The organism is Yoonia sp. SDW83-1 (assembly GCF_046762885.1).
Taxonomy (GTDB): Bacteria; Pseudomonadota; Alphaproteobacteria; order Rhodobacterales; family Rhodobacteraceae; genus Yoonia.
Genome location: NZ_JBKQXO010000012.1, coordinates 90,126 through 115,753 on the forward strand (window position 1 = coordinate 90,126; position 25,628 = coordinate 115,753).

Annotated in this window: 23 protein-coding genes; 13 read left to right on the forward strand and 10 right to left on the reverse strand. The window is 55.4% G+C overall.

All coding sequences use genetic code 11. From position 1 onward, the window contains the following. Positions 1-313: 313 nt before the first annotated feature. The 4 genes from ACFWW4_RS15970 to ACFWW4_RS15985 are packed head-to-tail and all read right to left on the reverse strand — an operon-like array spanning position 314 to position 4,438. Positions 314-1,291, reverse strand: a complete 978-nt coding sequence (locus ACFWW4_RS15970; RefSeq protein ID WP_411891850.1) for a glycosyltransferase family 4 protein — start codon at positions 1,289-1,291, stop codon at positions 314-316. Beyond that, positions 1,288-2,271, reverse strand: coding sequence for a glycosyltransferase family 2 protein (locus tag ACFWW4_RS15975; protein WP_411891774.1), 984 nt, complete (start codon positions 2,269-2,271; stop codon positions 1,288-1,290). Before ACFWW4_RS15975 ends, ACFWW4_RS15970 begins: the two co-directional genes overlap by 4 nt. 11 nt (positions 2,272-2,282) lie before the next feature. After that, positions 2,283-3,206, reverse strand: a complete 924-nt coding sequence (locus tag ACFWW4_RS15980) for a glycosyltransferase family 2 protein (RefSeq protein WP_411891775.1) — start codon at positions 3,204-3,206, stop codon at positions 2,283-2,285. A 2-nt stretch (positions 3,207-3,208) separates the two neighbouring features. Then, complete coding sequence (locus ACFWW4_RS15985; RefSeq protein WP_411891776.1) at positions 3,209-4,438, reverse strand: oligosaccharide flippase family protein; 1,230 nt, start codon at positions 4,436-4,438, stop codon at positions 3,209-3,211. Positions 4,439-4,633: 195 nt separating this feature from the next. On the opposite strand from ACFWW4_RS15985, the gene ACFWW4_RS15990 reads away from it, so the two are divergent. Beyond that, a complete protein-coding gene (locus ACFWW4_RS15990; protein WP_411891777.1) occupies positions 4,634-5,863 on the forward strand; it encodes a polysaccharide biosynthesis/export family protein in 1,230 nt (409 codons plus the stop codon). Here the strand turns inward: ACFWW4_RS15990 and ACFWW4_RS15995 are convergent. The 4 genes from ACFWW4_RS15995 to ACFWW4_RS16010 all read right to left on the reverse strand — a co-directional run bounded on the left by ACFWW4_RS15995 (position 5,860) and on the right by ACFWW4_RS16010 (position 11,318). Further along, complete coding sequence (locus tag ACFWW4_RS15995) at positions 5,860-8,370, reverse strand: ATP-binding protein (protein WP_411891778.1); 2,511 nt, start codon at positions 8,368-8,370, stop codon at positions 5,860-5,862. The two genes, ACFWW4_RS15990 and ACFWW4_RS15995, sit on opposite strands and share 4 nt — an antisense overlap. Before the next feature lie 29 nt (positions 8,371-8,399). Beyond that, on the reverse strand, positions 8,400-8,909 hold the full coding sequence (locus ACFWW4_RS16000; protein WP_411891779.1) for a molybdopterin-dependent oxidoreductase: 510 nt from the start codon (positions 8,907-8,909) through the stop codon (positions 8,400-8,402). A 106-nt stretch (positions 8,910-9,015) separates the two neighbouring features. Then, entirely contained in the window at positions 9,016-9,903 is an 888-nt protein-coding gene (gene galU / locus ACFWW4_RS16005) for a UTP--glucose-1-phosphate uridylyltransferase GalU (RefSeq protein WP_411891780.1), read from the reverse strand. Between the two features lie 26 nt (positions 9,904-9,929). Then, positions 9,930-11,318, reverse strand: coding sequence for a WecB/TagA/CpsF family glycosyltransferase (locus ACFWW4_RS16010; RefSeq protein ID WP_411891781.1), 1,389 nt, complete (start codon positions 11,316-11,318; stop codon positions 9,930-9,932). 253 nt (positions 11,319-11,571) lie between these two features. Between ACFWW4_RS16010 and ACFWW4_RS16015 the strand changes: the two genes are divergently transcribed. The 5 genes from ACFWW4_RS16015 (at position 11,572) to ACFWW4_RS16035 (ending at position 17,314) form a co-directional block, all read left to right on the forward strand. Next, positions 11,572-12,186, forward strand: coding sequence for a response regulator (locus ACFWW4_RS16015; protein WP_411891782.1), 615 nt, complete (start codon positions 11,572-11,574; stop codon positions 12,184-12,186). A gap of 109 nt (positions 12,187-12,295) precedes the next feature. Beyond that, a complete protein-coding gene (locus tag ACFWW4_RS16020) occupies positions 12,296-13,738 on the forward strand; it encodes a hypothetical protein (RefSeq protein ID WP_411891783.1) in 1,443 nt (480 codons plus the stop codon). Next, positions 13,738-14,994, forward strand: coding sequence for an O-antigen ligase domain-containing protein (locus tag ACFWW4_RS16025; RefSeq protein ID WP_411891784.1), 1,257 nt, complete (start codon positions 13,738-13,740; stop codon positions 14,992-14,994). The genes ACFWW4_RS16020 and ACFWW4_RS16025 overlap by 1 nt, the downstream gene beginning before the upstream one ends. A gap of 625 nt (positions 14,995-15,619) precedes the next feature. Next, positions 15,620-16,573 (forward strand): homocysteine S-methyltransferase family protein, encoded by a 954-nt coding sequence (locus ACFWW4_RS16030; RefSeq protein WP_411891785.1) that lies wholly within the window; start codon positions 15,620-15,622, stop codon positions 16,571-16,573. Positions 16,574-16,801: 228 nt separating this feature from the next. Beyond that, positions 16,802-17,314, forward strand: a complete 513-nt coding sequence (locus ACFWW4_RS16035; RefSeq protein WP_411891786.1) for a class I SAM-dependent methyltransferase — start codon at positions 16,802-16,804, stop codon at positions 17,312-17,314. A gap of 153 nt (positions 17,315-17,467) precedes the next feature. Here the strand turns inward: ACFWW4_RS16035 and ACFWW4_RS16040 are convergent, their stop codons facing one another. Further along, entirely contained in the window at positions 17,468-17,893 is a 426-nt protein-coding gene (locus tag ACFWW4_RS16040) for a VOC family protein (RefSeq protein WP_411891787.1), read from the reverse strand. 147 nt (positions 17,894-18,040) lie between these two features. After that, on the reverse strand, positions 18,041-18,457 hold the full coding sequence (locus ACFWW4_RS16045; RefSeq protein ID WP_411891788.1) for a MerR family transcriptional regulator: 417 nt from the start codon (positions 18,455-18,457) through the stop codon (positions 18,041-18,043). 72 nt (positions 18,458-18,529) lie between these two features. On the opposite strand from ACFWW4_RS16045, the gene ACFWW4_RS16050 reads away from it, so the two are divergent. From ACFWW4_RS16050 to ACFWW4_RS16080, 7 genes are all read left to right on the forward strand, one after another. Then, positions 18,530-19,165 (forward strand): cation transporter, encoded by a 636-nt coding sequence (locus ACFWW4_RS16050; protein ID WP_411891789.1) that lies wholly within the window; start codon positions 18,530-18,532, stop codon positions 19,163-19,165. Positions 19,166-19,858: 693 nt separating this feature from the next. Next, positions 19,859-20,458, forward strand: coding sequence for an SH3 domain-containing protein (locus ACFWW4_RS16055; protein ID WP_411891790.1), 600 nt, complete (start codon positions 19,859-19,861; stop codon positions 20,456-20,458). 243 nt (positions 20,459-20,701) lie between these two features. After that, a complete protein-coding gene (locus ACFWW4_RS16060) occupies positions 20,702-21,610 on the forward strand; it encodes a LysR family transcriptional regulator (RefSeq protein ID WP_411891791.1) in 909 nt (302 codons plus the stop codon). Between the two features lie 107 nt (positions 21,611-21,717). Continuing rightward, a complete protein-coding gene (locus ACFWW4_RS16065) occupies positions 21,718-22,881 on the forward strand; it encodes an ABC transporter substrate-binding protein (protein WP_411891792.1) in 1,164 nt (387 codons plus the stop codon). A gap of 53 nt (positions 22,882-22,934) precedes the next feature. Continuing rightward, positions 22,935-23,924: an ABC transporter ATP-binding protein gene (locus ACFWW4_RS16070; protein WP_411891793.1), complete on the forward strand. Its 990-nt coding sequence runs from the start codon at positions 22,935-22,937 to the stop codon at positions 23,922-23,924. A 58-nt stretch (positions 23,925-23,982) separates the two neighbouring features. Beyond that, a complete protein-coding gene (locus ACFWW4_RS16075) occupies positions 23,983-24,834 on the forward strand; it encodes an ABC transporter permease (protein ID WP_411891794.1) in 852 nt (283 codons plus the stop codon). After that, positions 24,824-25,627 (forward strand): ABC transporter permease, encoded by an 804-nt coding sequence (locus ACFWW4_RS16080; protein WP_411891795.1) that lies wholly within the window; start codon positions 24,824-24,826, stop codon positions 25,625-25,627. Before ACFWW4_RS16075 ends, ACFWW4_RS16080 begins: the two co-directional genes overlap by 11 nt. Position 25,628: the final 1 nt, after the last annotated feature.

The following is a 25,628-nucleotide window of genomic DNA, read 5'->3' on the forward strand; positions in this document are numbered from 1 at the left end:
GTATCGCGTCGTTGACTTGATTGAGCGCAAAGAACCTCTCCGTGCGCAGGTACGTTGAAAACGGAGGTTCAGTCAGGCGGTTTTCTTCACGGTCGCTGTCGGCATAGTCTTCTGCACGAAAACCCAGACCACAGGAAAACATAAGGTACGGTCCAACTTCATCAGAAACGATGATATATGCGCTATCATTGGATTTGCCTATTTCGAAGAATGTAGCCCCCTCAGTTCTTCCTGTAGCAGGTAAGATAAGATTGACAACAAGCGCGATCGCTAACCCGCGTACGAAATGGGGTAGCAATAAACTAGTGGCATTTCATGAAAGTGCGTTTTTCCAACCCCACCGGTTGTCCAATGCACGTATCGAGCCAATGCAGATGGGCTTTGGGCGTATCATCTGTCCAGCAAATTCACCGATTTTTGCCGTCCAGCCTTCGACATCGTTAACTGCAACCATCTGGGCGCCGAATTCCGTGTGATCCTGTAATCCATCAACGCCACTGCAAATCAGCGCGCGTCCAGCGGCAAGTGCTTCGATGGCGACCAAACCGTAAGCTTCCCAGCGTGACGGCATCAGGACGGCGTCTACTGCTTGATAGGGTGCTGTCGGGCTTTCCGCAAAGCCTTCGAAGATGATACGTGGGTCATTCTTGGCGAGGGCGCGCAGGTTGGATTCTTCTGGCCCTTGGCCAAAGATTGACAAGCGCAGGTCGTCCCCTTCGACCTTTTGGAAAGCCAAGATGAGCACATCAAACCCCTTTTGTTTATTCAGCCGTCCAATCGCACCGAAATGTCTGACAGGGCTCGTTGCTGATGGGAGTGCCGTAAATGGCTCCAAGTCGACGTAGGATCGAATGACAGTCATCTTTGACGGATCGAGATAACCTTCTTCTTTCAGCCATTTGCCTTGTCCTTCACTGACGGCAATGACTTGGTCAAACAGACGAAACGCCGTTCGCAGCAGTGTGGAGAACCGCCGCTTGTTGGTGACATTGTGCCGCACAAACCCGTCGGTATAGCTATGTTCGACATGAAAGAGTTTCGTGGATGAATGCCTTGCCCGAAGCGCCATCAGAGCGGGCAGAGTCCGCCAGCTAATCGATAGATGTGATACGATGACATCCGCTTTGAGACGGCGCAGGGATATGCGCCCTCTTTTAACCGTATGCACCTTGTGGTTGGCGTCCTGGGCCAGCTCGGTTGATCGGGTCAGGTGGTCCAGAACCCGCATGACGCCGCCTGCGGTCGTGTCATCAATCAGGTGCACGACCTTTGGGTGTTGAGTATTTCTCATGCCGCATGTCCCGTGCGCATTGCGGCCAAGCCGCGTAATGTACCCGCGCCGATCATCCGCATGATCTGCAATGCGGCATAGGTTTCGATGGACTTCCGTGGTTCTTCCAAAAACGTCCGCTTTGATGTTTTCAGCCATGCGTCAGCCCAGTATTTTGCTTTTGAAATGTCGAAATCGCTGATGGCCCGGCGGCACAGGTAGCGATGCTGGTAAGCCCTTGCGAGGTTCGCGTTTTCGGCGAAGAACTCGGGCGTCAGTGGCGTCAACTTTTCGATCATACGTTCCCACGCCGCCAGTTGTTTGTCTGTCCCTGCAGAAAGGCCACCCCGGTTGATCCGGTAGCGTGTCAGCAAACCTTCCACCCCTTCGAACGTCCAGTCCGTCGTCAATGCCATTCGCAGCCAGCATTCGATATCTTCGGATTGCCGAAAGGTTTCATCAAAATACCAGTCGCGTTCTGTTTCGTGCTTTGGTCGATAGGCAATGTCGTCAAAAACCGCACGCCTGATAACGGGGGCAGAACCGTTTCCGATGGGGTTTCGTTTCAGGATATGGGCTGCTGATACTCCATGCAGAAGGGGGCGTTGCGCTTGTGACATCGGGCGACCGTCATCATGCATTAAGCGCGATCCGGCGTAACTAACGCCGACATCTATGCATTCATTCAGATGCGCGACATGAGCTGCCAATTTCGTCGGCTCCCACAAATCATCCGCGTCGCAGAACCCGATATAGTCGCCCTTTGCAGCTGCAATGCCGCTGTTGCGTGCCCCGGCGAGACCCCGGTTAGGTTGTTGGATAATGCGCAGGCGTGGGTCACCCCCGAAGCTTTTCGCGATCCTTATGGTGTCATCTGACGAGCCATCATCGACAACGATGATTTCGTAGTTTTCATAGGTCTGCGCGCGCAGGGCGGTCAGGGTTTCGGCCAATGTGGCGCTGACGTTGAAAGCGGGCACAACTATAGAAGCGAGGGTCATTGGGTATTCCTTTACTGAGAGAAAAGTGCGCGTGCGAAGCAGCGTGGCAAAACAAGATTGGAGAGTGCGCCGACCAGCGTGAGCGCACCGCGCCGGGGCGGGTTGAGGAAGCCCGATGGGCTTTGCCGTAACCCTCGAAGCGCGGTCTTTGCGGCCCACACCTTATCTTGCCCAAGGCGCAAGGCCCGTCGCGCAAGATAGCGTTGATACACGGCTTCGGCTTTGGGCGACGGGGTGACGCCGAATGTCTTGGCGGTCCGAATGGCATGCTGGCGTCCAGCCTGCATCGCTGCAAGATCGGCAGATAACCCATTGGGATTGCTTCGATACCAGGTTTGCAGGGCTTGCATTCCGCCGAGAGTCGCCCCTTGACCCACAAGACGGATCAGCCATTCAAGATCTTCGTTATGTACAACCTTGGGGTCAAACCCACCATATTCCAGAAAGCTATCCTTACGAATGCTCAGGTTCGACATGGTGCAAACGGGGTTCTCGCCCAAGAGCATATCAATCGTCAGGGGCTCTGTGGGCACCGTTGAAAGAACGTGGGCCTGCGCGGGGTCATCGACAAAGAACCCGATTTGACCGAAGACGGCATCATGCGGCGTGATATCAAACTGGTGCGCGACACCAGCTAGCTTGTCTGTAGCCCAGATATCGTCGGCGTCGCAGAAGGCGATATAAGTGCCCGCAGCAATATGGCTGGCCCCAAAATTACGGGCTGCACTTGGCCCTTTGCCGGGGTTGCGGACCAGTTTGATCCGTTTGTCCCGCTGTCCGGCGTCCGCAATCAGCTGTGTGGTCAGGTCAGTTGAGCCGTCATCGACACAGATCATTTCCCAGTCCTGAAGTGTCTGTTTCTGGATGCTGTCGATCGTGTCGAGGATGGTGTTCGCCGCGTCAAAGCAGGGCATCACAATGGAAAAGACGGGCATATTCAGACGCTTTCTTTGGTGGGGCCAAGGTTGGCCAGAATGACGGGAAGGGAGGCGATGGACATCAACGTGAAACAGGCGACGGCATATCCAGTGGCCACTGCCAAAAGGCCGTAAGGGACAAGCATGATGGTGCTGCATGCGAGGCCAAGGGTGATGCCGATTGTGCCGACCAGTTCTGCTTGCGGGCGTCCTTCGCTGCGCAACCAGCCTGCGATGGCTGACCATAGCGTTGTTGGGATTGCGACCAGGCAGAGCACGGACACGATGCCGGCCACTTCGTCCCAACCGGGGCCGAACAGGACGGGCACGTAAACCGGGGCCAGTGCCGCTTGGATCAGGACCGCCGGGGTGATTAGGCCAATCCCTAACAGGATGCTTTGGCGCAGGGCTATAGCCTTGTCCCGCGCTTGGCTAAGATGGGGGAACAGTACTGTCGAGAAGGCTGTCGAGAAGGCGTTGGACAGGCTTAGGCCCGCATTGAACGCCATGAAGTAAAGGCCAAGTGCTTCCGCCCCCATCATCGCCCCGATGATGATCTTATCGGCCTGAAGGCGTAGCGCCTTGACGATTTCGACGCCCAGAACAGCCCAACCGAATTGGATGAATGGGGGCAGTGGCGCAAAACCCGCTTGGGTGTTCCGCTGCCAAGGGTGCAGCCGCCGCATGGCGATCAACCAGATCGGCGCGGCCAGCAAGCGGGGCAGTACCAATGCGATGGCGCTTGGCCAAAAGAAGACCAGGATGACCGACATGATGTTGGCACCGACGACCTGTGCACCAGCGATCCCTGCCGTGGCCCGCAGCTGACCGGCCCGCATCGCAAGGGCGGCTTGTACCAATCCTGCGGGCATGAACAGATATTCTGCGGCCAGGATTGCGATCAGCGCAAACAGCATCGCACTGCCAGCGGTGGCGTAGATCGCGGCCCCGATGCCAACCTGCGCGATGAATAGCCCGACACACCAAACCCAAAAGATGCGGTGGGCGGTGGCGCATGTCGCGTCCAGTTTATCGTCATGTGCCGCGATGATCCGTTGACCAACGCCGTTTTCGGTCACGGACTTTAGCACATCACCGGCGGCGAAGGCCGCAGCAGCAAGGCCGATCTCGGTCAACTCTAACGTGCGGGCTACAGCAACCACGACCAACAGACGTGACGCCTTGGCCGCGACTTCGGATGCGCCGTAGGCGAACAAGTTTTGGGCAAGGGTTTTCGTGGTCCAGGGCATAGCGTCAGCTTTCGAGTGCGTTGCCCCGTCATACCAACGCAAAACCACCCCCGTCTTCGTCCTGTAAGGCCAGTCCAACGGGGCAACGGGTCACCCCGATATCCGTTTGGATAGGATCACGCCCTGATTGCATCATGGACCGCTCGGTCATCTTGGCCTAACAAAGGGACAGTAATTTTGTGAGCGGAGTGCCCTATGCCAGTGCGTACAATCCTTCCTGGCCTAGCCACGGCATTTCTGAGTTGCTGCGCAACTTATGATGTGCCTGACAACCTTGAATCTGTGGCGGTTGGTGACGGGTATCAGGCGCAATACCGGGACATTGATGTCGCCCGCAGCGACGCAGAGTTTCTAAGATCTGCGCGCATCAATGAAAGCAAATGTCTGCCTTTACGCGGCGGCGTTGAAGCACAGCAGAATGGGGGCAAAGGATCAGGTTTTTCGGCAGCCGCGCTGAGGGGGGAGCGGCTCACGCGCAATGATCTTGTCGATATTCGTGTCGGCGACGATGAGACGTTCAATGGCGACTACGTCATATCCCGTGACGGGACGCTGAAATTACCGTTTCTGCGCCCCATTCCTGCGCAGGGGCGGACAACGGATCAGATCGAAGATGATATTGCCAGCCAACTTCTTAGTGACGCATTTTATGACGAACTTCCGCGCATATCTGTAAGGGTTGCTGATTTTGCCTCAGTGACGGTGGGCGTGTCAGGCGCCGTTTTCGAACCCCATTCCGTAGAAATCGGTGGCGTGACCGGGGATCAGGTTGATGGCCGCAGGCAGGACGCGCTGGGTGCTTCCAGCGAAGGCCGCAACCTATCGGCTGCTTTGCGCGCCGCTGGCGGTGTGCGTCCGGACGCGGATATTTCGGCGGTCACTGTGCGTCGGGGGGCAACGGTTTATAGGCTGGATATGCGCGGCGTTTTCCGGGGACAGAATGTTGTGGACATTATGTTGCTGACCGGGGACGAGATAGACGTGCCCAGTCGCCAGTGTTTTCAAGAAGACCTGATGCGGCCCAGTCCAATAAGCCCACCGGGCGTCAGCATGTTTTTGTCGAACCTGACGCAGCCAGCCACGAATAATGCGGCGTCTGCAATTGGACAAACCGTCCGCGAAGTACCCTATGGCACCCGCTATATGCAGGCCGTGATTGACAGTAATTGCGTCGGTGGTGCCCGCGGGACAAGTGCGGACCGGTCATCGGTTTTGTTTTCACGCAATCCGGTGACGGGTGTATCGGTTGTGATCGAACGCGACATTGAAGACTTGTTACGCAGGGCGGATCGGGACGATTTTGATCCCTATCTGTTGCCCGGTGATGCACTTGCTTGCTACGACAGCGCGGTGACGAACGTGACCGAGATTGGTCGGGTGATCGGGGTCATCGGCGCTGCAGCCCTGCTTCGAGAAAAAAGCTAGAAGGTACGCTGAGATCGCTGCCAGACTTCGTCTAATGTCGATATGGTTGTCATCACCGCCTGCTGATCGAATTCCTTGGCGGAATCTTCGATAGCGATCAGAACAGCGCAATACTCTTCTGCGCCGAACATGCCCGCGCTGCCTGCGGTCTTGTGACAACGTTGTACAACTTCAGACAATGGGGGCAGGGAGGTTGCACCGAGCCAGCCATGTAAATCGTCGACCTCAGCAATGAACCGAGAGCGCATCACGTTATAGGCGTCATCCCCCAGCACCGCTCGCATTTCATTGCCGGGGTTTGGGTGTTCTTCAAGCGCTTCGGCCAGAATCGATTTCGCGGCAATTTCGTTGATCTCTTTGCGTAGTGCGGTGCGCGACAGTGGTTTGATCAAAACACTGTTCATCCCGTCCTCTAAAAAGGCTGCTTGTTCCGACGCCATCGCATTTGCGGTCAATGCGATGATGGGTGTCGTTGCGCAGGCGCCATTCCCCTGTCGAATCGCGCGTGTCGCTGTCTGACCGTCCATGATGGGCATGCTGATATCCATGAGGATCAGATCAAAGTGTGCCTCGGCCGCCAGTTCCACGGCTTCTTTCCCGTTTGATACCTCTTCGATCATATGTCCATCGGCACGCAGCATTTCGCGGACCACCGCACGATTGATTTCGTTGTCTTCAACAACCAGGATATGCAGACCACCCAAAGGTTCGGTCGCTTGTTTCAGAACTGGATCTTGATTTGGTCGGCATGTTAGCGTCAAAGGCACATTGACCTCAAAACGGCTGCCTTTGCCCGGCGCGCTTTCAACATGTATCATACCGCCTAAGGCGTCGACCGAGCGGCGCACGATCCCTAATCCCAGTCCGGTGCCGCCCACATCCCGGTCGTAGGCCACTGTGCCGGTGACAAAATCGTCAAATATCTTTTCACGCAGATCGTCATCCATCCCAACGCCAGTATCGTGGACCTGAAACAGCACATCCGCAGATGTGTCCTGAATCTTGCGCGCTTCAACGGTGATTGAAACATTTCCGTCGTGGGTGAATTTCACCGCATTGCCGACCAGATTTATCAACATGTGTTGCAGTGCATCGGGATCGGATTTCACCCAATTGGAAGCTTCCCCAATCCAGCGCCATTCAATCGATGTGTTATTGCTTGTCGCCAGCCCACTTTGGCTGTCGACGATGGATTGGATCAGGTCTGCCAAATTGACCGGCTCTGACCGTAAATCCAATCGACCCACGTCGTATCGCGACAAATCAAGCACGTCGGTGACATGTTTCAGCAGCAAAGCCCCTGACGTATCCATATTGCGGATGTAGCGGAGTTGATTGGCGTTAAGATGCGTATCCTGAAGAAGCGTTAGGTTCCCCAACAGACCATTCAGTGGGGTCCTGATTTCATGGCTCATAGTGGCAAGAAATTCAGTCTTGAGCCGGTCCGCGGCAAGGGCCTGATCGCGTGCTGAAATCAGTTCTCTTTCGGCGGCCACACTGGCGGAAATATCCCGCAAAAAGGCCACGAAAATAGTGCCTTGGTTGGTTTCAGCGGTTTGAATGGCAAGTTCGACAGGAAAGATCGACCCGTCGCTGTGCTTGGCTTCTAGCTTTACACGTCCTTTGCCAACAACACGCTTTTCACCGCCTTGACGCATGCGTTCCATACCAGCTTCGTGGGCATCAAGCATGTGCTCAGGTACGATCAACGGGCCCAGCGATTTGCCCAACACGTCTTCGGCCATGTGGCCAAATATCGTTTCTGCTGCCGCGTTGAAGGCCAGTATGTGCCCTTCTTCATTCGCTACAATGACGCCATCAAGCGAGGTCTGGATCACGGTATCCATACGCGCTGCTGTTTCTTCGACCTCACGTTGACGCAGTGTCCGCTGGATGTTCAGACGGCGCAGGTAGAATATCGTTGTGCCAAGAGCCGCGATAAGTAGAGCGACCGCTGCTGCAAGCTTTATCAACGTTTGTGCAAAGTCGGCCCTGCGCTCGTCTGCTCTGATCGTGAAGAAATGCAGCGCGGAGGTGGCGACCTGACGTACATCCGATCTGGCCATTTCGATCTGTGCCGCAATGTCGGGCAGCGCGGCCTGAAAACCGGCATCATCCGCATCCACATAAGGCACGGTTTCATCAAGAAAGGCACGCACCTTGGTCAGTGCGTTCTCAAATTCAGAAACCTCCATCAAAGGCTTGTAGTTTGCGGCAGATTCGATGGTCGCAATACGGCTATAGAACACATCAAATCGTTGGCGGACCTCTGTGAGATCCTCCAGTCGGCCCGAGTTGGCCATGCTCAGACTGGTGGCGAAGGCCAGGAATTCAACCTCGGTTTGCGCCAGATGCCACTGCAGGTTGTCAGAGCGTGCGGTTTCAAGCTCCTCCAGATCTTCAGCAACAGAAAACCCCAAAACCGCGATGGCGGCCAGAACGAGAAGACCCACCACGGCAACTTGCCCTCGGCGGATCCATTTGGGGGGCGTTTCAGTCTCTGTCAAAAGTGATCCCTTCGATCCTGAGACGATTGTTACTCGACGATTTCCAACCGGTCGAGCTGCCAAATGCTGCGAGAGTAGATTACTTCTGATTGAAAGTCTGTGCCGCTATCGTAGGGATAGACAACCCACAAAGGGCCCTTGTCGCGCACAGACATGGCGTTCCCATTCATGTGATACGCAATGATGGGCCCGCCGGGAACGGCATCGGACACCGGAATTTCGACGGTGTAGTCATTGATTGCGGTGGCCAAAATTGTGCCTTCGTTGACGCCAAGCTGATCCATCAAGACATCAAGTGAGACACCTTCAAAGGTTTGTTCGCCTTCGGTCCAGATGGTTGTCGTTTCGATCATGGTGGCATCAATTTGGGTCAGCATCGCGATATCAAACTGGGCCGTGTCATCAATATTTGCAGCCGCGATAGCCCCGCTGACGGTCAGAACAACGGTGTCTTTGGGCATATCCAGCGTTTGAGCATTGCCCGTCGATGCAGATACAATCGCCATCGCAGCGGCGAAGTTCTTGGAAAACGATGTCATGGGTTAGCTCCAATAAGTGGTGTTGATTATATTCTGGCACAAAGCCGTTTCAGACTCACGAAGGCAGACGGATAGCCACCTATCCGTTCGGATAGGTGGCTAGGCATCAGGCAACCTGAGACAGGTGTTCCTGACGCCCCCTGAGGAACTGGTCATATTCGGCACGTAATTCAGGACGATCGAGCGCAAAAGTTGTGGTGGCTTGCACAAACCCCTGGACTGAGCCGCAATCGAAACGTTTGCCGTCAAAGCGGTAGCCTGTCACGTCTGCATTTTGCACATCCGCGTTGATGGCGTCGGTCAATTGAATTTCCCCACCTGCGCCGGGCCCCTGATCTGCCAGTCGATCAAAGATTGATGGCTCCAAGATATATCGTCCCACGACCGCCAGTGTTGACGGTGCGATATCGGGGCGGGGCTTTTCAACCAACCCACGGGCCTTGGCGAATTTGGCATTCTCCGTTTCGACATCCAAAACACCGTAGGACGATGTGTCATTGCGTGGTACGTTCATCGTGGCCACCATGTGCCCGCCGGTAGATGCGTGTGCGTCGACCATCTGAGCCAACGCACCGCGTGGCGCGCGGATGACGTCGTCAGGCAAAAGCACCGCAAAGGGTTCATCGCCGACGGCACGCGCTGCAAGTTTGACGGCATGCCCCAAACCCTTGGGTTGGCTTTGGCGGATGAATGTCAGCGCGCCTTCGGGCATCTGGGTTGGCTCTAACGCTGCCAGCGCTTTGGTTTTGCCATTCTTTTCGAGCCGCTGTTCCAAGGCCGCAGCCGTGTCGAAATAGTCCTCTAACGCGCCTTTGCCTGCGGCTGTGACAAAGATGAATTCCTCGATGCCAGCCTGGCGCGCCTCATCAATTGCATATTGGATCAGAGGCCGGTCAACCAGTGGCAGCATCTCTTTTGGGATGGATTTTGTGGCCGGAAGAAAACGGGTGCCCATGCCGGCGACGGGGAAGACTGCTTTGCGAATCCGGGTCATTGGAAAGTCCTTTCAGGTGTATCGGATCAATAGGCGCCACGGCCGGACATGACGGCGCGGAAGGTCATGAGGATCAGGATGATATCAAGCAGCATGGTGCGGGCGCTGACATAAGCCAGATCCATCTCGACCATTTTGTCGAAGCCGATGTTCGCGCGGCCAGAGACCTGCCAGAGACCTGTGATGCCGGGTTTTACTGCCAGCCTGCCGAATGCGCGCATCGGATATCGGGCGACTTCACGGGGCAGGGCGGGTCTTGGGCCAACAATCGACATGTCACCGCGCAGCACGTTGATCAACTGCGGAAGCTCATCGATAGAGGCGCGGCGGATAAACCGGCCCACCTTCGTGATCCGTGGATCCGTGCGCGACTTGAAACACACACCTTCGCGGTCCGAAGCGTTCAATATCTCGGCCTGCCGCGCTTCGGCATCCTGATGCATGGATCGAAACTTCAACATCGAGAATTTTTCACCATTCTTGCCAATGCGGGTCTGACGGAAAAGGGCAGGGCCTTTTGTTTCGGCTTTGACAGCGATGGCGGTTGCCGCAAAGACGGGTGCGAGGGCAACCAAGGCAAGCGCTGCAATGCTGACATCCATCACCCGGGTTTTGATGTGCCGCCTCGGGGTTTGTTGCAGCGCTTTTGTTGCTGCACGGGCCAGGAATGTGGCGTTGCCGATCAGGTAACGTTTGGCCAGGCGCTTTGGCTCCATCGCCAAACGCCACACCCATTCCATCTTTGCCTTGCGCACGACTTTGGGCGCGCGTGTTACGTTGCCCGCAAGAAAATCAAGTGCGGCACCGACACCTAAACATAAGGGCGCATCAAGCCGGTGCGCGTAGCGGTCAATCCACATTTCCTGCATGGGCACACCCATCGCAACGATGACGATGTCCGCGCGGCTTGCGTTAATATCGGCAACCACCAAATTGGGATCAAGTGCGCCGACAAAGCCGTCTCTTGTGCCTGCGATACGCAAGTGAGGAATGTCCGTCGTCAGTTTGTTTGCTGCAGCTTCAGCGGTGCCGGGTGTGCCGCCGAATAGATACACGGATTTGCCCATGTCCGCCGCTTGCGTCAACAATAGCGGAATGAGGTCCGTGCCATTTAGGTTGGCCGCCAGTTCGTGACCGGTCATTTTGCCTGCCAGTTTAACCCCAATCCCATCGGGCAGCAGAACATCTGCCCGACGCACCGCGCCCGCGTACTTTTGGTCCTGCGCCATCACATTGCAGCAATGGGCGTTCATGAAGAACGCTGTGCGGTATCCCGGTGCCAGCAATGCATTGATGGCTGTCTGCTTATCGGCGTCGACCAAAGTCAAACCCAGCGCGGGTAAATAGGTGGTCTTTGTGCCGCTGCGTGCTTCCAGTGGCGTGGCTTTAAGAAAGTCGATTTTGCTGTGTTGCATCTGGGTCGTCCTTAGGTTTGATTTCTGTTGACCTAAGGTTGTGGGAAAGGCTGCGACCGCTCAACGAAGCGACGGGACAGGTGCGTGGGTCAGAGGAGAGAGGATTGGCGCTGATGAGCTAAATTTTTGTCAAATTCGACGGAAAACTATCCATCCGGATAGGATGCATCACCGAATTCGTGGGTGACGCAACACACCTAAGAGGTGTATGATCGCAGCACGCGGGGGCGCGTGCGTCAAAAAGGAATAATCTGTGCGCGTACTCATTGCTGACGATCACGACCTGCTCAGAGACATGCTGGTTCTGTACTTGCAGAGCGAAAACGGCATCGAAACAGCCGCTGTCGGCACATTGGACGCGGCCCATACACGCATTACATCCGATGAGCCCTATGATCTGATCTTGCTGGACTACAACATGCCCGGCATGAACGGGCTCAGCGGATTGATCCGGACGCTGGAAATGGAGGGTGGCCAGCGGGTGGCCCTGATCTCTGGCGAGGCGAAACGTGAAATCGCCGAACAAGCGTTAGAGGCGGGGGCAGCCGGATTTGTGCCCAAGACCTTGTCGGCCAAGTCCATGATCAACGCCGTCCGTTTCATGGCCATGGGCGAACAATACGCGCCTGTTGATTTCATGACAGCGGTCGAAGAGACCCCAAGCAACCCGCTGGCAGACAAACTATCCGCCAGAGAGCTTGAGGTGCTCAAAGGTCTGACTGAAGGCAAATCCAACAAGGAAATCGCCCGCGATCTGGATATTACTGAACCAACCGTGAAGCTGCATATGAAGACCCTGTTTCGCAAAGTCGATGCAACCAACCGCACGCAAGCGGCTTTGACTGCCCGCGAGGCTGGCCTGTTCTGAACTATCCGAACGGGTAGGGGGCGTGCCCCATTGTCCTGCCAAACAAGGCTTTCGCGTCCGCGCAATCGGCAGCCCATACCGCTAGTGTTTTCAGGCAAGGAGATGCCCGATGACAACAGCGATACATCCACCACTCACGAACCTGGACGCCCCTACAGTTAAGGGACGATTAAAGCGCGCAATCATTGGCGGCAAACTGGCGGATTTGGGGCGGTTGCCCCGCTACATCGCGTTTGCGCTTCTTGGCGGGGCAGCCATTTGGGGGCCGATCACCGGCTACCTTAAGGCCGCTCCGCTTACCTATAAATCGACGACGTCCTTGATCTTGCCGGGGTCGGGGGCATCGGCATCGATGAACCTAAATGGGATCGGCCAAGCCTCTTCCTACGCAAACTCGGCTTTTGCCAGTAACGCTGTCAGCCCGACAGAGACATATAAACGCCTGCTGGATGCCGACCGCATTGTTGATGCGGCAGCGGACAGTCTTGATTTGTCGCGGGCTGATCTTGGCAGGCCCCGGGTCAATCTGGTGGATCAAACCAGCCTGATCCATTTTGAGACGACAGGCGGATCACCGGCAGAGGCGCAAGCGCGCGGCGATGCTATTCTGGCGGCCTTCTTTGCCGAATTAGATGCGCTACGTGCTGACGAACAACAAACCCGAGAAGATAGCAGTCTGGGCGCCATTCAAGACTACCGCGATTCAGTGGCGTCGACGCGTATTGACATCGAAGACCTACAGGCTTCGACCGGGCTTTTGTCTGTCGCGCAATATGACGCGTTGTTGGCCCAACACACGATACTAGAGGCTGAACTTCGCAATCAGCAGGCCATCGTCTTTGAACAAGAAGCGGCCTTGAATGCGTTAGCGGTTAGCTTGGGCATCGATGTGTCCTTGGCCGCAGTCACGTTGAAACTGTTTGCGGACAATGAATACCGACAGCTGATCGATCAGGCGGCAGATCATGCGGCTGACCTTGCTGATGCATTGTCGCAATATGGTACAAGCCATCCAAAGGTCCAAGACGCCGGGCGTGCCAAGGCACAGGCAGATGGCGCGGCAACAGCGCGTGCCGTCGGTTTGACAGGGCTTTCTGCCGCGCAATTGGCAGGATTGGATGTCGCACCCAACGGCGAACGCGCAGCGCTGTTGGCCGAATTGGTTGGCATGCATGCAAAATACATGGGCGCGAAGGAACAGTTTGACGCCATGGTTGCGCAAAACACCGCGCAATCCGCGCGACTGGATGAGATGGCCTCAGCCGCCGCACTTCTTCAGGATTTGCAGCGGGATTTCTCCGTGGCAGAGGCAGTTTTTGCATCGGCAATTGCCCGAACACAGACGACAAAGTCTGATGTCTACGCGTCATACCCGCTGGTTCAGGTGCTTGAAAATCCGTCATTGCCTGACGCACCCTCATCTCCGAACCGCAAACTCGCCATTGCGGCGGGTGGGGCTGCAACCTTCATGATGATTATCGGTTTACTGCTTGGCTGGACCCGGTCCGCCATCATCACAACGCTGATCAAGAAAACGACCGGAGTGGCCTGATGATCATGAACCCGGTCGAGCGATTGGTCTACAAAACCCTTGTCTACACTTGGCCGTTCTACGCCATTGGCGCGCTGTATGTGGTCGGCCCGGTTCTGGCGTGGGTCCTGGGTGGGCTGGCGGTCTTGGCGCTGTTTCTTGGACCCGCGATGCGCCCGGATCTCCGGGCCACAGGGCGTATCCCGCCTGTCATCTGGGCGTGGATCATCGGCATGTTCGTGATGCTTGTTGCCCTGTGGGTCGGTCATCTCGATTGGTCATTGGGCATCGTGCAAACCATCAAATCAACGATTGGCTGGGCCAAAGGCTGGGCCTTGATGGCGCTGTTTCCATTGGCCGGCGCCGTGCTTCCCATCCGCAGAGAGGTTCTGATCCGGGGGCAATGCGTGATCGGGTTGGGCACATTGATATTGGCGCCCATTTTGCTGGCCGCGCCGCATATTGGGCTGCCCGAAAAAATCTTCACCTCACCATTCAAAGCCATCGGCGGGCCGGGGCCCGAATATTTCAGCGTCTATTTCTTCACATACGATCCGTCCAGCTGGACACCGCGCTGGCAGTTTTACGCACCTTGGTCGCCATTTGCAGCGTTACTAGGTGTCGTCATGATCCTGTTTGCGCTGGAAGAGAAGGCGATCAAATGGAAAACGATCGGCATCGCTGCGGGCATATTGATGATCGTCGCGTCCAAGTCGCGCATGGGGCTGGTTGGATTGGTTGCTTGCACGATTGGTCCGCGGATGATGCCACTGATCCTGCGCGGATGGGCCTGGCAAATGGTGGCGGGGCTGACCGCATCACTGGCCATCGTTGGAGCGGCCTTAGCGTCAGCGGCGGGGGAGGTGATTGCAGCATTCAAAGGCGCACGGGCCGACAGCACCCGCGTGCGGGAAACACTGCAGCGCATTGCGGGTGAGCGTTGGATCAACGAAGCTTTCTGGTTTGGGCACGGACGGGTGCAGCCGGGGCCGCATTTGGTGGAATACATGCCGATTGGCAGCCATCACACGTGGTGGGGATTGTTGTTTGTTAAAGGTGTCGTCGGCATGCTGGCCCTGCTGGTTCCGTTCGTCTGGCAAACCCTGATCGCGATCATTGACGCAGCCAAAGGCCCACGCGGTCGGTTGCCGATGGGCATCATGATGACGCTGACGCTCTTGTCCTTTGGGGAAAATATAGAAATCGAGGCCTATATGCTGTGGCCGGTTTTGGTCATTCTGGGAATTCACGCGCGCGAAACTGCGCATCGATCATAGGTGTGACGATGGCTATCTTTTCGACATCTTCCACCTGAGGCTGCCGTTCAATAGGTGTTCGAAATGACAACTCGCTGCGTTGGCAATGAACGGCAACGTCGGCTGTCTCAGCCTAGAAAACCGCGTTGAGGGGTGATGCATTCTGGGAAGGCCTCATCCTCTTTAAGTCTGTAAATTAGGAGCGGCTTCGCGGAAACCACAATACATTTTTTCCACTGGCCGTTTTGACAACGATCGTTCTTTTACTAGTCGAAGGCGCAGTTACACAAATTCATAACACGTCCATCATGTTATAATATCGTTCTAAGACAACTAGATAGCACGCATTGATTAGTAAACATCCATTCACCATAAAAGCTTCGGGAGTTCAAGATGACGGTGATTATCTTGGGCTGTTGTCGGCTTCATCGAAGAATTTGATTTTCACGTTCCGTCAGTACAACGTGGACGGCCCATTCCGGACATTGAGCGTGGTCTTCAGATGCTGCAGTCGCAGCCCGCATTGCGGGCATTCGCTACAAGTGCAAAACTTGGAGTTGCTCGAAATCACAGTCTGGAGACGAAGTGAGCCTTCGCTGCGGTTGCGCCAATGGCTGCATCTTTGAGGCTGCATCAGTGACACGTCATGAACTGGTTGTTATGGTCTGAGGGCAATTCAGGCGATAGGTCCACCACGTTGTCAATTTATCGAGACCCTTTTCCTCCCAGCAATGCCGACATGTTCTTGGCCTATGTCGGTATGGAAACCGACTTGATATTCAATCACGGAATAGACCTGCCGGGATTTGCCTCATACCCGCTTTTGAAAACCACAGAGGGTCGAGAAATTCTCAGAGGGTATCTGAAAGACCTAATCGCACTAGGCAAAGAAGCGGGTACCGGCGTCATTCTAGAAAGCCCGACATGGGTTGCAAACCGAGATCGCGGGGCTGCGCTGGGATACGCTTCCAGCGACCTCAAAAAGCTCAATCAAGATGCAGTCGCCATGATGGCGGCAGTTCGTTCGGAAAGCGGCCACTCCCCAACGGTCATCAGTGCAAATATTGGGCCGCGCGAAGATGCCTATGCCCCGGAAGCGCAAATGAACTCGGATGGGGCAGAACGCTATCATTTAGAGCAAATATCGGCATTGGCAGAAACAGAAGTTGATGTGATCAGCGGATACACTTTGGCGTATCCATCTGAAGCGATCGGGATGGTTAGGGCGGCCCGCCGGTTTGGGCTACCGGTGATCATTTCTTTCACAGTGGAAACCGACGGGCGGTTGCCAACCGGAGATGCGCTAGAGGAAGCAATAAAGGAGGTCGATGCTGCGACTGACAGCTATGCAGCCTACTTCATGATCAACTGCGCCCATCCTGAGCGTTTTTCCGGAGTCCTCGAAGACGCACCGTGGATGCAGCGTGTAAGAGGTTTCATTGCCAATGCCTCTCGCTGTAGCCATGCCGAGCTGGACGAAGCCGAAGAACTGGACGACGGCAATCCGACCGAGCTAGGTGTTCAGCTTTCCGATATCAGACGAAGGTTTCCACATATTCAGGTTTTGGGGGGTGTTGTGGGACCGACATGCGCCACATGAAACAGATCGTGACTGCTGCCCGCGCACCTTAAGCTGACGTTCGCTGTGCCACAGAATTGTAGAAGTATGGGCTTGCTGCCGACAACTGACGGTTTTGGTCGGATGACTGGTGCCAGCCCGAACCGGCCATTCGATCTCTGGGCAGGATTGGCCAGTCGCGCGGACGAAGCCGCCGTTCAGGGAAAAGTCGCTTAGGTATTCGACGGGCAATCTACTAACGTTGATCTCATGGTTTACGATTACGACAGACTCTATGGTGAGACCCACGACGCCTTGGGCCAACCAGCCTCGATTTTCGTGGATTTCTTTGACCGACTAGATCGGCACGACCTACGTGTTTTGGATGTCGGATGCGGACAAGGTCGCGATGCAATTTTCATCGCACGAAAGGGCCACCATGTTGTCGGGGTGGATATCTCCCCAAATGGTATCCGCGATCTCAAAGCGGTAGCTACGAATGAGAATTTGCCGATTGAAGGTATTGTAGCTGATCTAGCGACCTTCGAGCCCAAAAGCGAATTCGACATCATTTTGATTGACCGAACATTGCACATGCTGCCACTTCCGACACGGCTGACGGTATTGAAGACAATGCTTGATCATGTACGCCAGAACGGCTGGGTACTGATCGCTGACGAAGCCTCCAATATTCAAGAATTTGCGGCGGTCCATTCGAGCCATTTGGCCGATTGGACCACGGAAGTGTCTCGTCGCGGCTACCTATTTTTGCGCCGCGCCTGAATATCACATTAGGCTCGTTCCTGACATCTGGCGGTTTTGGTCAGTTGACCGGTGTCAGCCCAAACCTGACGTTGGTTCGCGACCTTCGAAAGCCTGCGGAGCGGGACTTTTCTGCCATTCATTTGGTTTTGTTCAAAGTCCGCTCTATGTGGGCTATGTTTTTCCGAGCTGAGTTAATGAAAGGATGTTTCCGCTCGGGTCGGTGAACCATGCGATTTTGTGACCATCTCGTGTGGTCCAGATGCCAAGTTCATCTTGAGGAAGTTGACCGAAGCGTTGAAAAGTCGCGCCTTTCGAAACCAATGCCTCTATCTCATCCGAGATATTTGCAACCTGCCAACCGTGAACGGTGTGCGACGTGGGTTCAAGCGCAGCGACGATTTGTACCCGAAGGGTTTGATCGCCATCGCTAAAGACCAGTGCGAAGGGAGATGCTTCACGCAGCTCAAGGCCCAAAACATCGGCATAGAAAATCGTCGCCTCGTCTGGGCTGTCAGTTGCTATGAACGAAATTGGTTTCCGCGGAGCTTCCATCCTGAACTGATAACAGACGTCGGTGCAATTTGCAGCATTCAACAAAATGGGCTCTCTACCGACATCTGACTGATTTGGTCAGTTGACTGGTGCCAGCCCGAACCGGCCATTCGATCTCCGGGCTGGATTGGCCCGTCAGTGGGACTTTGCTGCCGTTCATTTTAGTGAGTGTAATGTCCGCAATTAGGGTTTCTAGTGTTCTCGGTCGCACAAGTTGTGATCGGCCAATGACGCCAGCACATAGCAGTCCTCCGTTAGGCCACCACCGTCGCAGCCTTTCGATATCCGGCTGAGTTCCTTTTCAAGTGTTCTTAAACGTTTGATCTTCGCGCGCACTTCTTCAAGTTGAGACGTTGCAATGTCCGTCGCAGCCTCGCACGATCGGTCTGGATGATCTTGCAGTTCGATCAACGACGAAATCGCTTCAATCGAAAACCCAAGGTCACGCGCATGGCGGATGAAACTCAGCCGCTCTAACCCAACTTTGTCGTATCGCCGTTGGTTACCGGACGTGCGTTCTGCCTCGGCCAATAACCCCATTTCCTCGTAATACCGGATTGTCGGAACCTTGACCTTTGTGCGCTTTGCAAGCTCGCCGATGGAAAACATAAAGAAACCTCTTGAACCTCTAGTCACTAGAGACATTACACTATGCGCAACCAAAGATGAAAGAGGATTCCCATGGCAGGTTGCTGCGGACATGATGCCAAGTTTGACGGCGTTTCAGATGATTACAAAAGGCGGCTGTGGATCGTCATTGCGCTCAACGCGACGATGTTCTTTGTCGAGATGACAGCGGGCCATCTGGCCAAGTCTCAAGCGTTGCAAGCCGACGCCCTCGACTTTGCGGGCGATGCGCTGACCTACGGAATTTCACTTGCAGTCATCGGGGCATCGCTCCGCGCGCGAACGAACGCGGCATTGTTCAAAGGCGTCAGCCTTCTTCTGATGGGTCTTTGGGTGTTCGGATCGACGGTCTATCGCGTATTCTATGTTGGCGTCCCCACCGCAGAGATCATGGGTATCGTCGGCTTTCTTGCGCTGCTCACCAATGTGGCAAGCGTATTGCTGTTGGTTCGTTACAAGGACGGTGATGCCAATGTCCGGTCGGTTTGGCTATGTTCGCGCAATGACGCGATTGGGAACGTGGCAGTGATGTTTGCAGCACTTGGTGTGTGGGGCACGGCGACGGGCTGGCCTGACCTGATCGTGGCAACCATCATGGCCGGATTGTTCCTATCATCGGCCTTCCAGATCGTGCGCCAAGCCTTGGCGGAGCGGCGGGGGATGACCGACCATGAGCATGTGGAAGTATGATGCAAGTGGTCTTGATCGTCGTTGATGTACGGACGCCAACCAATCGAATGAACGCATTGGATTCTGTCCTAAGCTTTCGGGTTGTCGATGACGGGGTTTTGGAGAAAACCGGTACTGACACAGAGCGGACACCGCACTGAATAGGAATGGCTGTTTCGGGCTCGCTGCCGACATCTGACGGTTTTGGTCGGATGACTGGTGCCAGCCGATTGTGTTGAAAAACTCCAAAATTCGACCGCCACATTTTTCTGCCAAGATCCATTGCATCGCCCAATTCCACACCGAACGGTCATCGTGAGCCATCATAGCCTCTCTCATTGCTAAGTCAGCGTTTTTGCCGACCCCCTCGCCGGATTTTCCAAGGGGCTTTCTATGGGCCAACTTTTGAGCAGTTTTCGCCAAAATCGGAGTTTTTCAACACAATCAGCCCGAAGCAGACGTTGGATTCTCGACTGAGCCGTTCAGTCAATGGACAAACCTGTTGTCGGGATGGTTGGCGCAATTGTTAGCATTGCGTCCATGCGAGGCCAGCGAAATGCGCTTTCAACGGGGTCTATTCTGAAGCCGCATTGACTGCACACGCCCTAGGCCAGTACCTTTTTAGAAGATTTATTTCATTACTTCATCAAGCTTGATCGGCAGTAGCACGATCATGCGCCTCTGAGCACAGCTTTGATCATTTGCGAGAACGCTATGAAACACTGGATTTGGATCGGACTGGTCGCCTTTTTCCTCTATACGGTTGGACAGTCCGACCCGACAGAAACGGGCGGGACTTCAGGGTCAAGTTCGACAATCACATCGCCACGGGAAAGCATCACATCAACAAATGTGTCATCATATTTGTACGTGACGGGAAGCCGTGTGAATCAGCGCATTGGGCCCGGAACAGACCACAGGGTTATGGGGCAACTAAATGAAGCGGCGCGTGTACGATTTGTGTCTGCATCCGACGGCTGGACACAAATCGTGTCATCGCTCGGACGCGGCTGGATTTCCTCGACTTACCTGTCAAGCTCACGGCCATCTGTTGACGTTCCAACGACCCGAGCACCCGTACGGAGCATCGCAACGCCAACTAGTCGTGAGATTCAAACGGCTCGGCGGGAGATCATCCGCCAGAGTATAGCAGCGTATCCTGGCTCTTGCCCGTGCCCTTACAATGTCGATCGTGGGGGGCGGCGTTGTGGCGCAAGGAGCGCGTGGTCACGGCCCGGTGGATATAGCCCAATCTGCTATGATAGCGACATTAGCAATGCTCGACTTGAGACGTATTTTGCGAGGCAACGATGACCGCACGGCCCCAAAGCGGACCCGATCCTACCGCGTCCTGGTACCCATGATTCACGCAGGGCCGGCGGATTCCGGACTTTCGCTGCGTATGCGAAACTTGCCCTTAAGTCGGTCAAACCGGACATTGAGGGCAGTGGTGCAATTGGCCGCCTCAACTGAGCACAGTCGGTACAAAGCCGATTGCCAACCTTGTTGCATCGTTGAAAATGGCCATTTACATCTTCGGCTCCGATAGGAAGAGACATGCCTTTTACACTCAAGCAGGCGAAATATTTTGTTGGTGTTGCTGAACATGGCTCGTTCAGTCGAGCCGCTACAGAGCTGGCAATTTCCCAAAGCACGCTGACGGAAGCTGTGAAGGATCTCGAAGGGCATCTGGGTCTGAAGCTTTTTGAGCGGCGAAGGCGCGGCGTTGAGATGACTCATCAGGGGCATGTATTTATGCGCCACGCCAAGGCGATATTAGCCGAGATATCAAATGCAGAATTGAGCCTCGGAGGGAAGCAAAGCAACCTGTCGGGAAACATAAACATCGGCGTGTCGTCGCTGACCTCAGGCTATGTGCTCTCTGACCTGTTGTCGCGATTTCGCAGAGCCCAGCCGGAAATCGAAGTCAGTGCAATCGAAGATACCCCCGAGTACCTAGAACATCTTTTGGTAGGTGGCGAACTGGATGTCGCTATTATGCTGGTTGACCGGCTTCGCAACCCGGCAGCACTTCATTCGGAACTCTTGGCGGTGTCGCCGTACAGGTTGTGGCTACCGCTCGGGCATCCTTTGAGTTCGCTTGAAAGCATTTCGCTGGATGATCTTTCGTCAGAGCCTCAGATTGTCTTGAACGTGGAAGAAATACAGGACGAAGCGGCCCGGCTGTTGTCTAGTTTTCCAACCAAGCCGCGCGTGGCATTTCGCACGCGATCCGTCGAAGCCGTGCGGTCCTTGGTGGCAAGCGGGGCTGGCATTTCGTTTCTGCCAGACTTGGTCTATCGACCTTGGTCTTTGGAGGGTGATCGGATCGACAGCCGCGATGTTTCGGCTCAGTTGCCGGTGATTCAGGTTGGTCTGGTGTGGCGGCGCGGAGCGAGCGTTTCAGACGCGACGCGCATGTTCCTGTCAGTGGCACAAAGCTTTCACGCGCCACGCCTTCGTTAATTCGGAAAAACCGATAATATACCTCGGAAATTTGAATTTGCCTGAATTCGATAGGTCCGACATTGTTCCCCAAAGAAAGTATATCAAAGAAATGGGGAGTATGCATCGTGAGACGTATTTTGAACTCAACTGTATCGGCGGTTGTCGTGGCTTCGGTCATCGCGCAGCCCTTGGCCGCCGACATGGTGACCGAACTTGGTGAGAGCGAAGGCCAGGTGAACATCGTTGCTTGGCCGGGCTACATCGAGCGTGGTGAGACCGTCGATACTTTTGACTGGGTCACCGGATTTGAAGAGGCCACCGGCTGTATGGTGAACGTCAAGACGGCCAATACGTCAGATGAAATGGTCGCGTTGATGAACGAAGGCGGTTTTGACCTTGTTACGGCCTCTGGCGATGCATCGCTGCGGATGGTCGCAGGCAACCGTGTCCAGCCCATTAACACGAGCCTGATCCCAAGCTGGGACACAATTGATGACCGCCTCAAAGAGGCGCCGTGGCACTTCGTGGACGGCACCCACTATGGAACACCGTATATGTGGGGGCCGAACATCCTGATGTACAACACCGAAGTCTTCGGGGACACGCCGCCAGAGTCCTGGAACGTCGTCTTTGAAGAAATGAGGCTTCCCGATGGGGTGTCCAACGTGGGCCGGGTGCAAGCCTATGACGGACCGATCCACATCGCGGATGCGGCGCTTTATCTTATGACGCACCAGCCTGAACTGGGGATCGAAAGCCCGTATGAGCTGAACCAAGATCAGTATGACGCAGCCCTTGATTTGCTGCGCACACAGCGCACGCTGGTCAGCCGCTATTGGCATGATGCCTTCATCCAGATCGACGACTTTAAGAACGAAGGCATGGCCGCCTCGGGGTCCTGGCCGTTCCAGCGCAACCTATTGCAAGGCGACGGTGCACCGGTGTCGAGTGTCTTCCCGGAGGAAGGTGTGACAGGCTGGGCCGATACGACGATGATGCACATCGACAGTGCAAACCCGAACTGCGCCTACATGTGGATGGAGCATACGCTCTCATCGAACCTGATGTCTGACCTTTCGGTCTGGTTTGGAGCCAACCCAGCGGTGCCAGCGGCCTGTACTGATGGGCGCGGAATGCAAACTGCCGAAGGTTGCACGGTTAACGGTTTCGATAACTTCGATCAGGTGCGTTTCTGGACCACACCCGTCACCCAATGCGAAAGCCAGGGCGAATGTGTGCCCTACTACCGGTGGGTCTCTGACTACATCGGCGTGATTGGTGGGCGTTAACTGAACTTTTCCTGCACCGTGGCGCGTCCACCGTGCAGGATTTCAGGCGAGATATGACAGTAGCAATCAAATTTTCCGGGGTTTCGCGCCATTTCGGAATCGTGCGCGCGGTGGATGGGGTCAACCTTGAGATTGCGGAAGGCGAGTTCTTTGCTCTGCTTGGCCCATCAGGGTCAGGCAAGACGACATGCCTGCGCCTGATTGCCGGTTTTGAACAACCAACCGCCGGTTCAATTGCGATTTTCGGCGAAGACGCTACGCAGGTCCCGCCCTATCGCCGGCCAGTGAACACGGTGTTTCAAGACTATGCATTGTTCCCGCATTTGAACGTCCGCGATAACATAGCCTACGGGCTGATGGTGCGCGGTGATGGCAAATCAGCCCGCCGGGCCGCTGCCGATGAGGGGTTGGAACTGGTGGCGCTCGACGGCTTCGGTGATCGCAAACCGTCTGAGCTTTCCGGCGGGCAGCGACAGCGTGTTGCTTTGGCGCGGGCCTTGGTCATGAAGCCCAAAGTGCTGCTGTTGGACGAGCCACTTGGTGCCCTGGATCTCAAGCTGCGTGAGCAGATGCAAAGCGAACTGAAGTCCTTGCAACGACGCCTTGGCATTGCGTTCGTTTTCGTCACTCATGATCAGGGCGAAGCCTTGTCGATGGCCGACCGCGTTGCAGTGTTCAATGAAGGGCAGATCCAGCAGGTCGGCAGCCCAGAAGATGTCTATGACAGGCCGCAGGCCCCCTTCGTGGCGGATTTCGTTGGCGCGTCCAACGTGCTTCCAGCTGACATCGTTAATGCTGTTATCGGAACACACGCCGCGGCCAGCTTGCGCCCCGAAGCGATTACACTTGGGTCGGGTCCGCTTGGCGGCGTGGTTGAAGCGCAGGCATTCCTTGGATCAGCAACACGGATCGAGGTGCGTTGCAATCGGCAAATCATCAAAGTGCTTATCCCGAAAGGAGGCGTTGTTCCCGCCATTGGCGAAGTGGTTCAAATGGGTTGGGCACCGGGTGCGCTGCATATGATGGATGGCGCGCATGGCTAAGGCTGTGCGTTCACCCCTGTCGGATGCGCTCTGGCGCCGCCCGAATTTGCTGCTTTTGTTGCTGATCACGCCCCCGTTGCTCTGGCTGGGGATCGTGTACATCGGGTCACTCTTTGCGCTTCTGGTGCAGAGTTTCTTCTCGATTGATGAATTCTCGGGCCTCATCAACTACGAATTCACCTTGAAGACTTATGGCGAGCTTCTTCGCGCCTCAAACTTTGACATTCTTGTGCGCACGATCGCCATGGCCTCCGCTGTCACGATCGGGGCGGCGATCGTTGCCTTTCCCATTGCCTATTATGCGGCGCGTTACGCACGCGGCAAATGGAAAGCGGTTTTTTATCTGGGTGTGATGTTGCCGCTGTGGTCCAGCTATCTGGTCAAGGTCTACTCCTGGAAGCTCATCCTTGCAAAAGAGGGCATCCTAAACTGGCTCTTCGAAACACTGCACCTTTCGTGGGTACTTGAGGCCTATCTTTCTATTCCCGGAATTGGTGGGAATTCCTTGTCGGTCAGCTGGACCGGAACCTTCCTCGTCTTCCTGTATGTCTGGTTGCCTTTCATGATCTTACCAATCCAAGCTTCTCTTGAACGGGTGCCACCGTCAATGCTCGAGGCTTCGGGGGACTTGGGTGCAAAGCCCGGCCAGACACTACGCCATGTGATCCTGCCGCTGGCTTTACCGGGGATCATTGCAGGGTCGATCTTCACCTTTAGCCTCACAATGGGTGATTACATCATTCCACAGATCGTCGGCACCTCGGCGCGCATGATCGGACAGGCTGTGTATCAGTTTCAAGGCACCGCCGGGAACATTCCACTGGCCGCCGCATTTGCCGTGGTGCCCATCGTTGTCATGGGCATTTATCTGACCTTGGCCAAACGTGCGGGGGCTTTCGATGCACTCTAAAGCCTCTCTTGGGTTGAAGATCGCGGCCATCGGAGGGCTTTTGTTTTTGCACCTGCCGATCTTGCTCATCTTTGTCTATGCCTTCACGACCGAGGACAAAAGCTATCAATGGCCGCCACCCGGCCTGACGCTGCAGTGGTTCGAGGTGACCTGGAACCGTCCGGACGTCTGGCAGGCACTTGGCCTGTCGTTGAAGGTCGCCAGCATCTCGACACTCATTGCTATCGTTCTTGGGACGCTCTGCGCAGCAGCCGTGGCGCGGTCAAAGTTCTTTGGCCGCGAAACCATTTCATTGCTGGTGATCCTGCCCATCGCGCTGCCGGGGATCATTACCGGTATCTCGCTGCGATCAGCCTTCAACATCGCAGACATTCCATTCAGCACCTGGACCATCATCCTTGGTCACGCAACATTCTGCATCGTGGTGGTCTACAACAACGCCGTCGCACGCTTTCGCCGAACTTCCAGCAGTCTGATCGAGGCTTCCATGGATTTGGGCGCGACGTATTGGCAAACCCTGCGCTTTGTCATTCTGCCAAACATGGCAACTGCAATTCTGGCAGGCGGCATGCTCGCCTTCGCGCTTAGTTTTGACGAGGTCATCGTCACAACATTCACTGCGGGACAGCAACAAACCCTGCCAATCTGGATGCTGGAAGAACTGGTGCGCCCACGCCAACGCCCTGTCACTAACGTGGTGGCCATGGTGGTCGTGCTTGTCACGTTCCTGCCGATCCTCGGCGCTTACTATTTGACCCGTGGGACCGAAACGGTCGCGGGCCAAGGCAAATGAA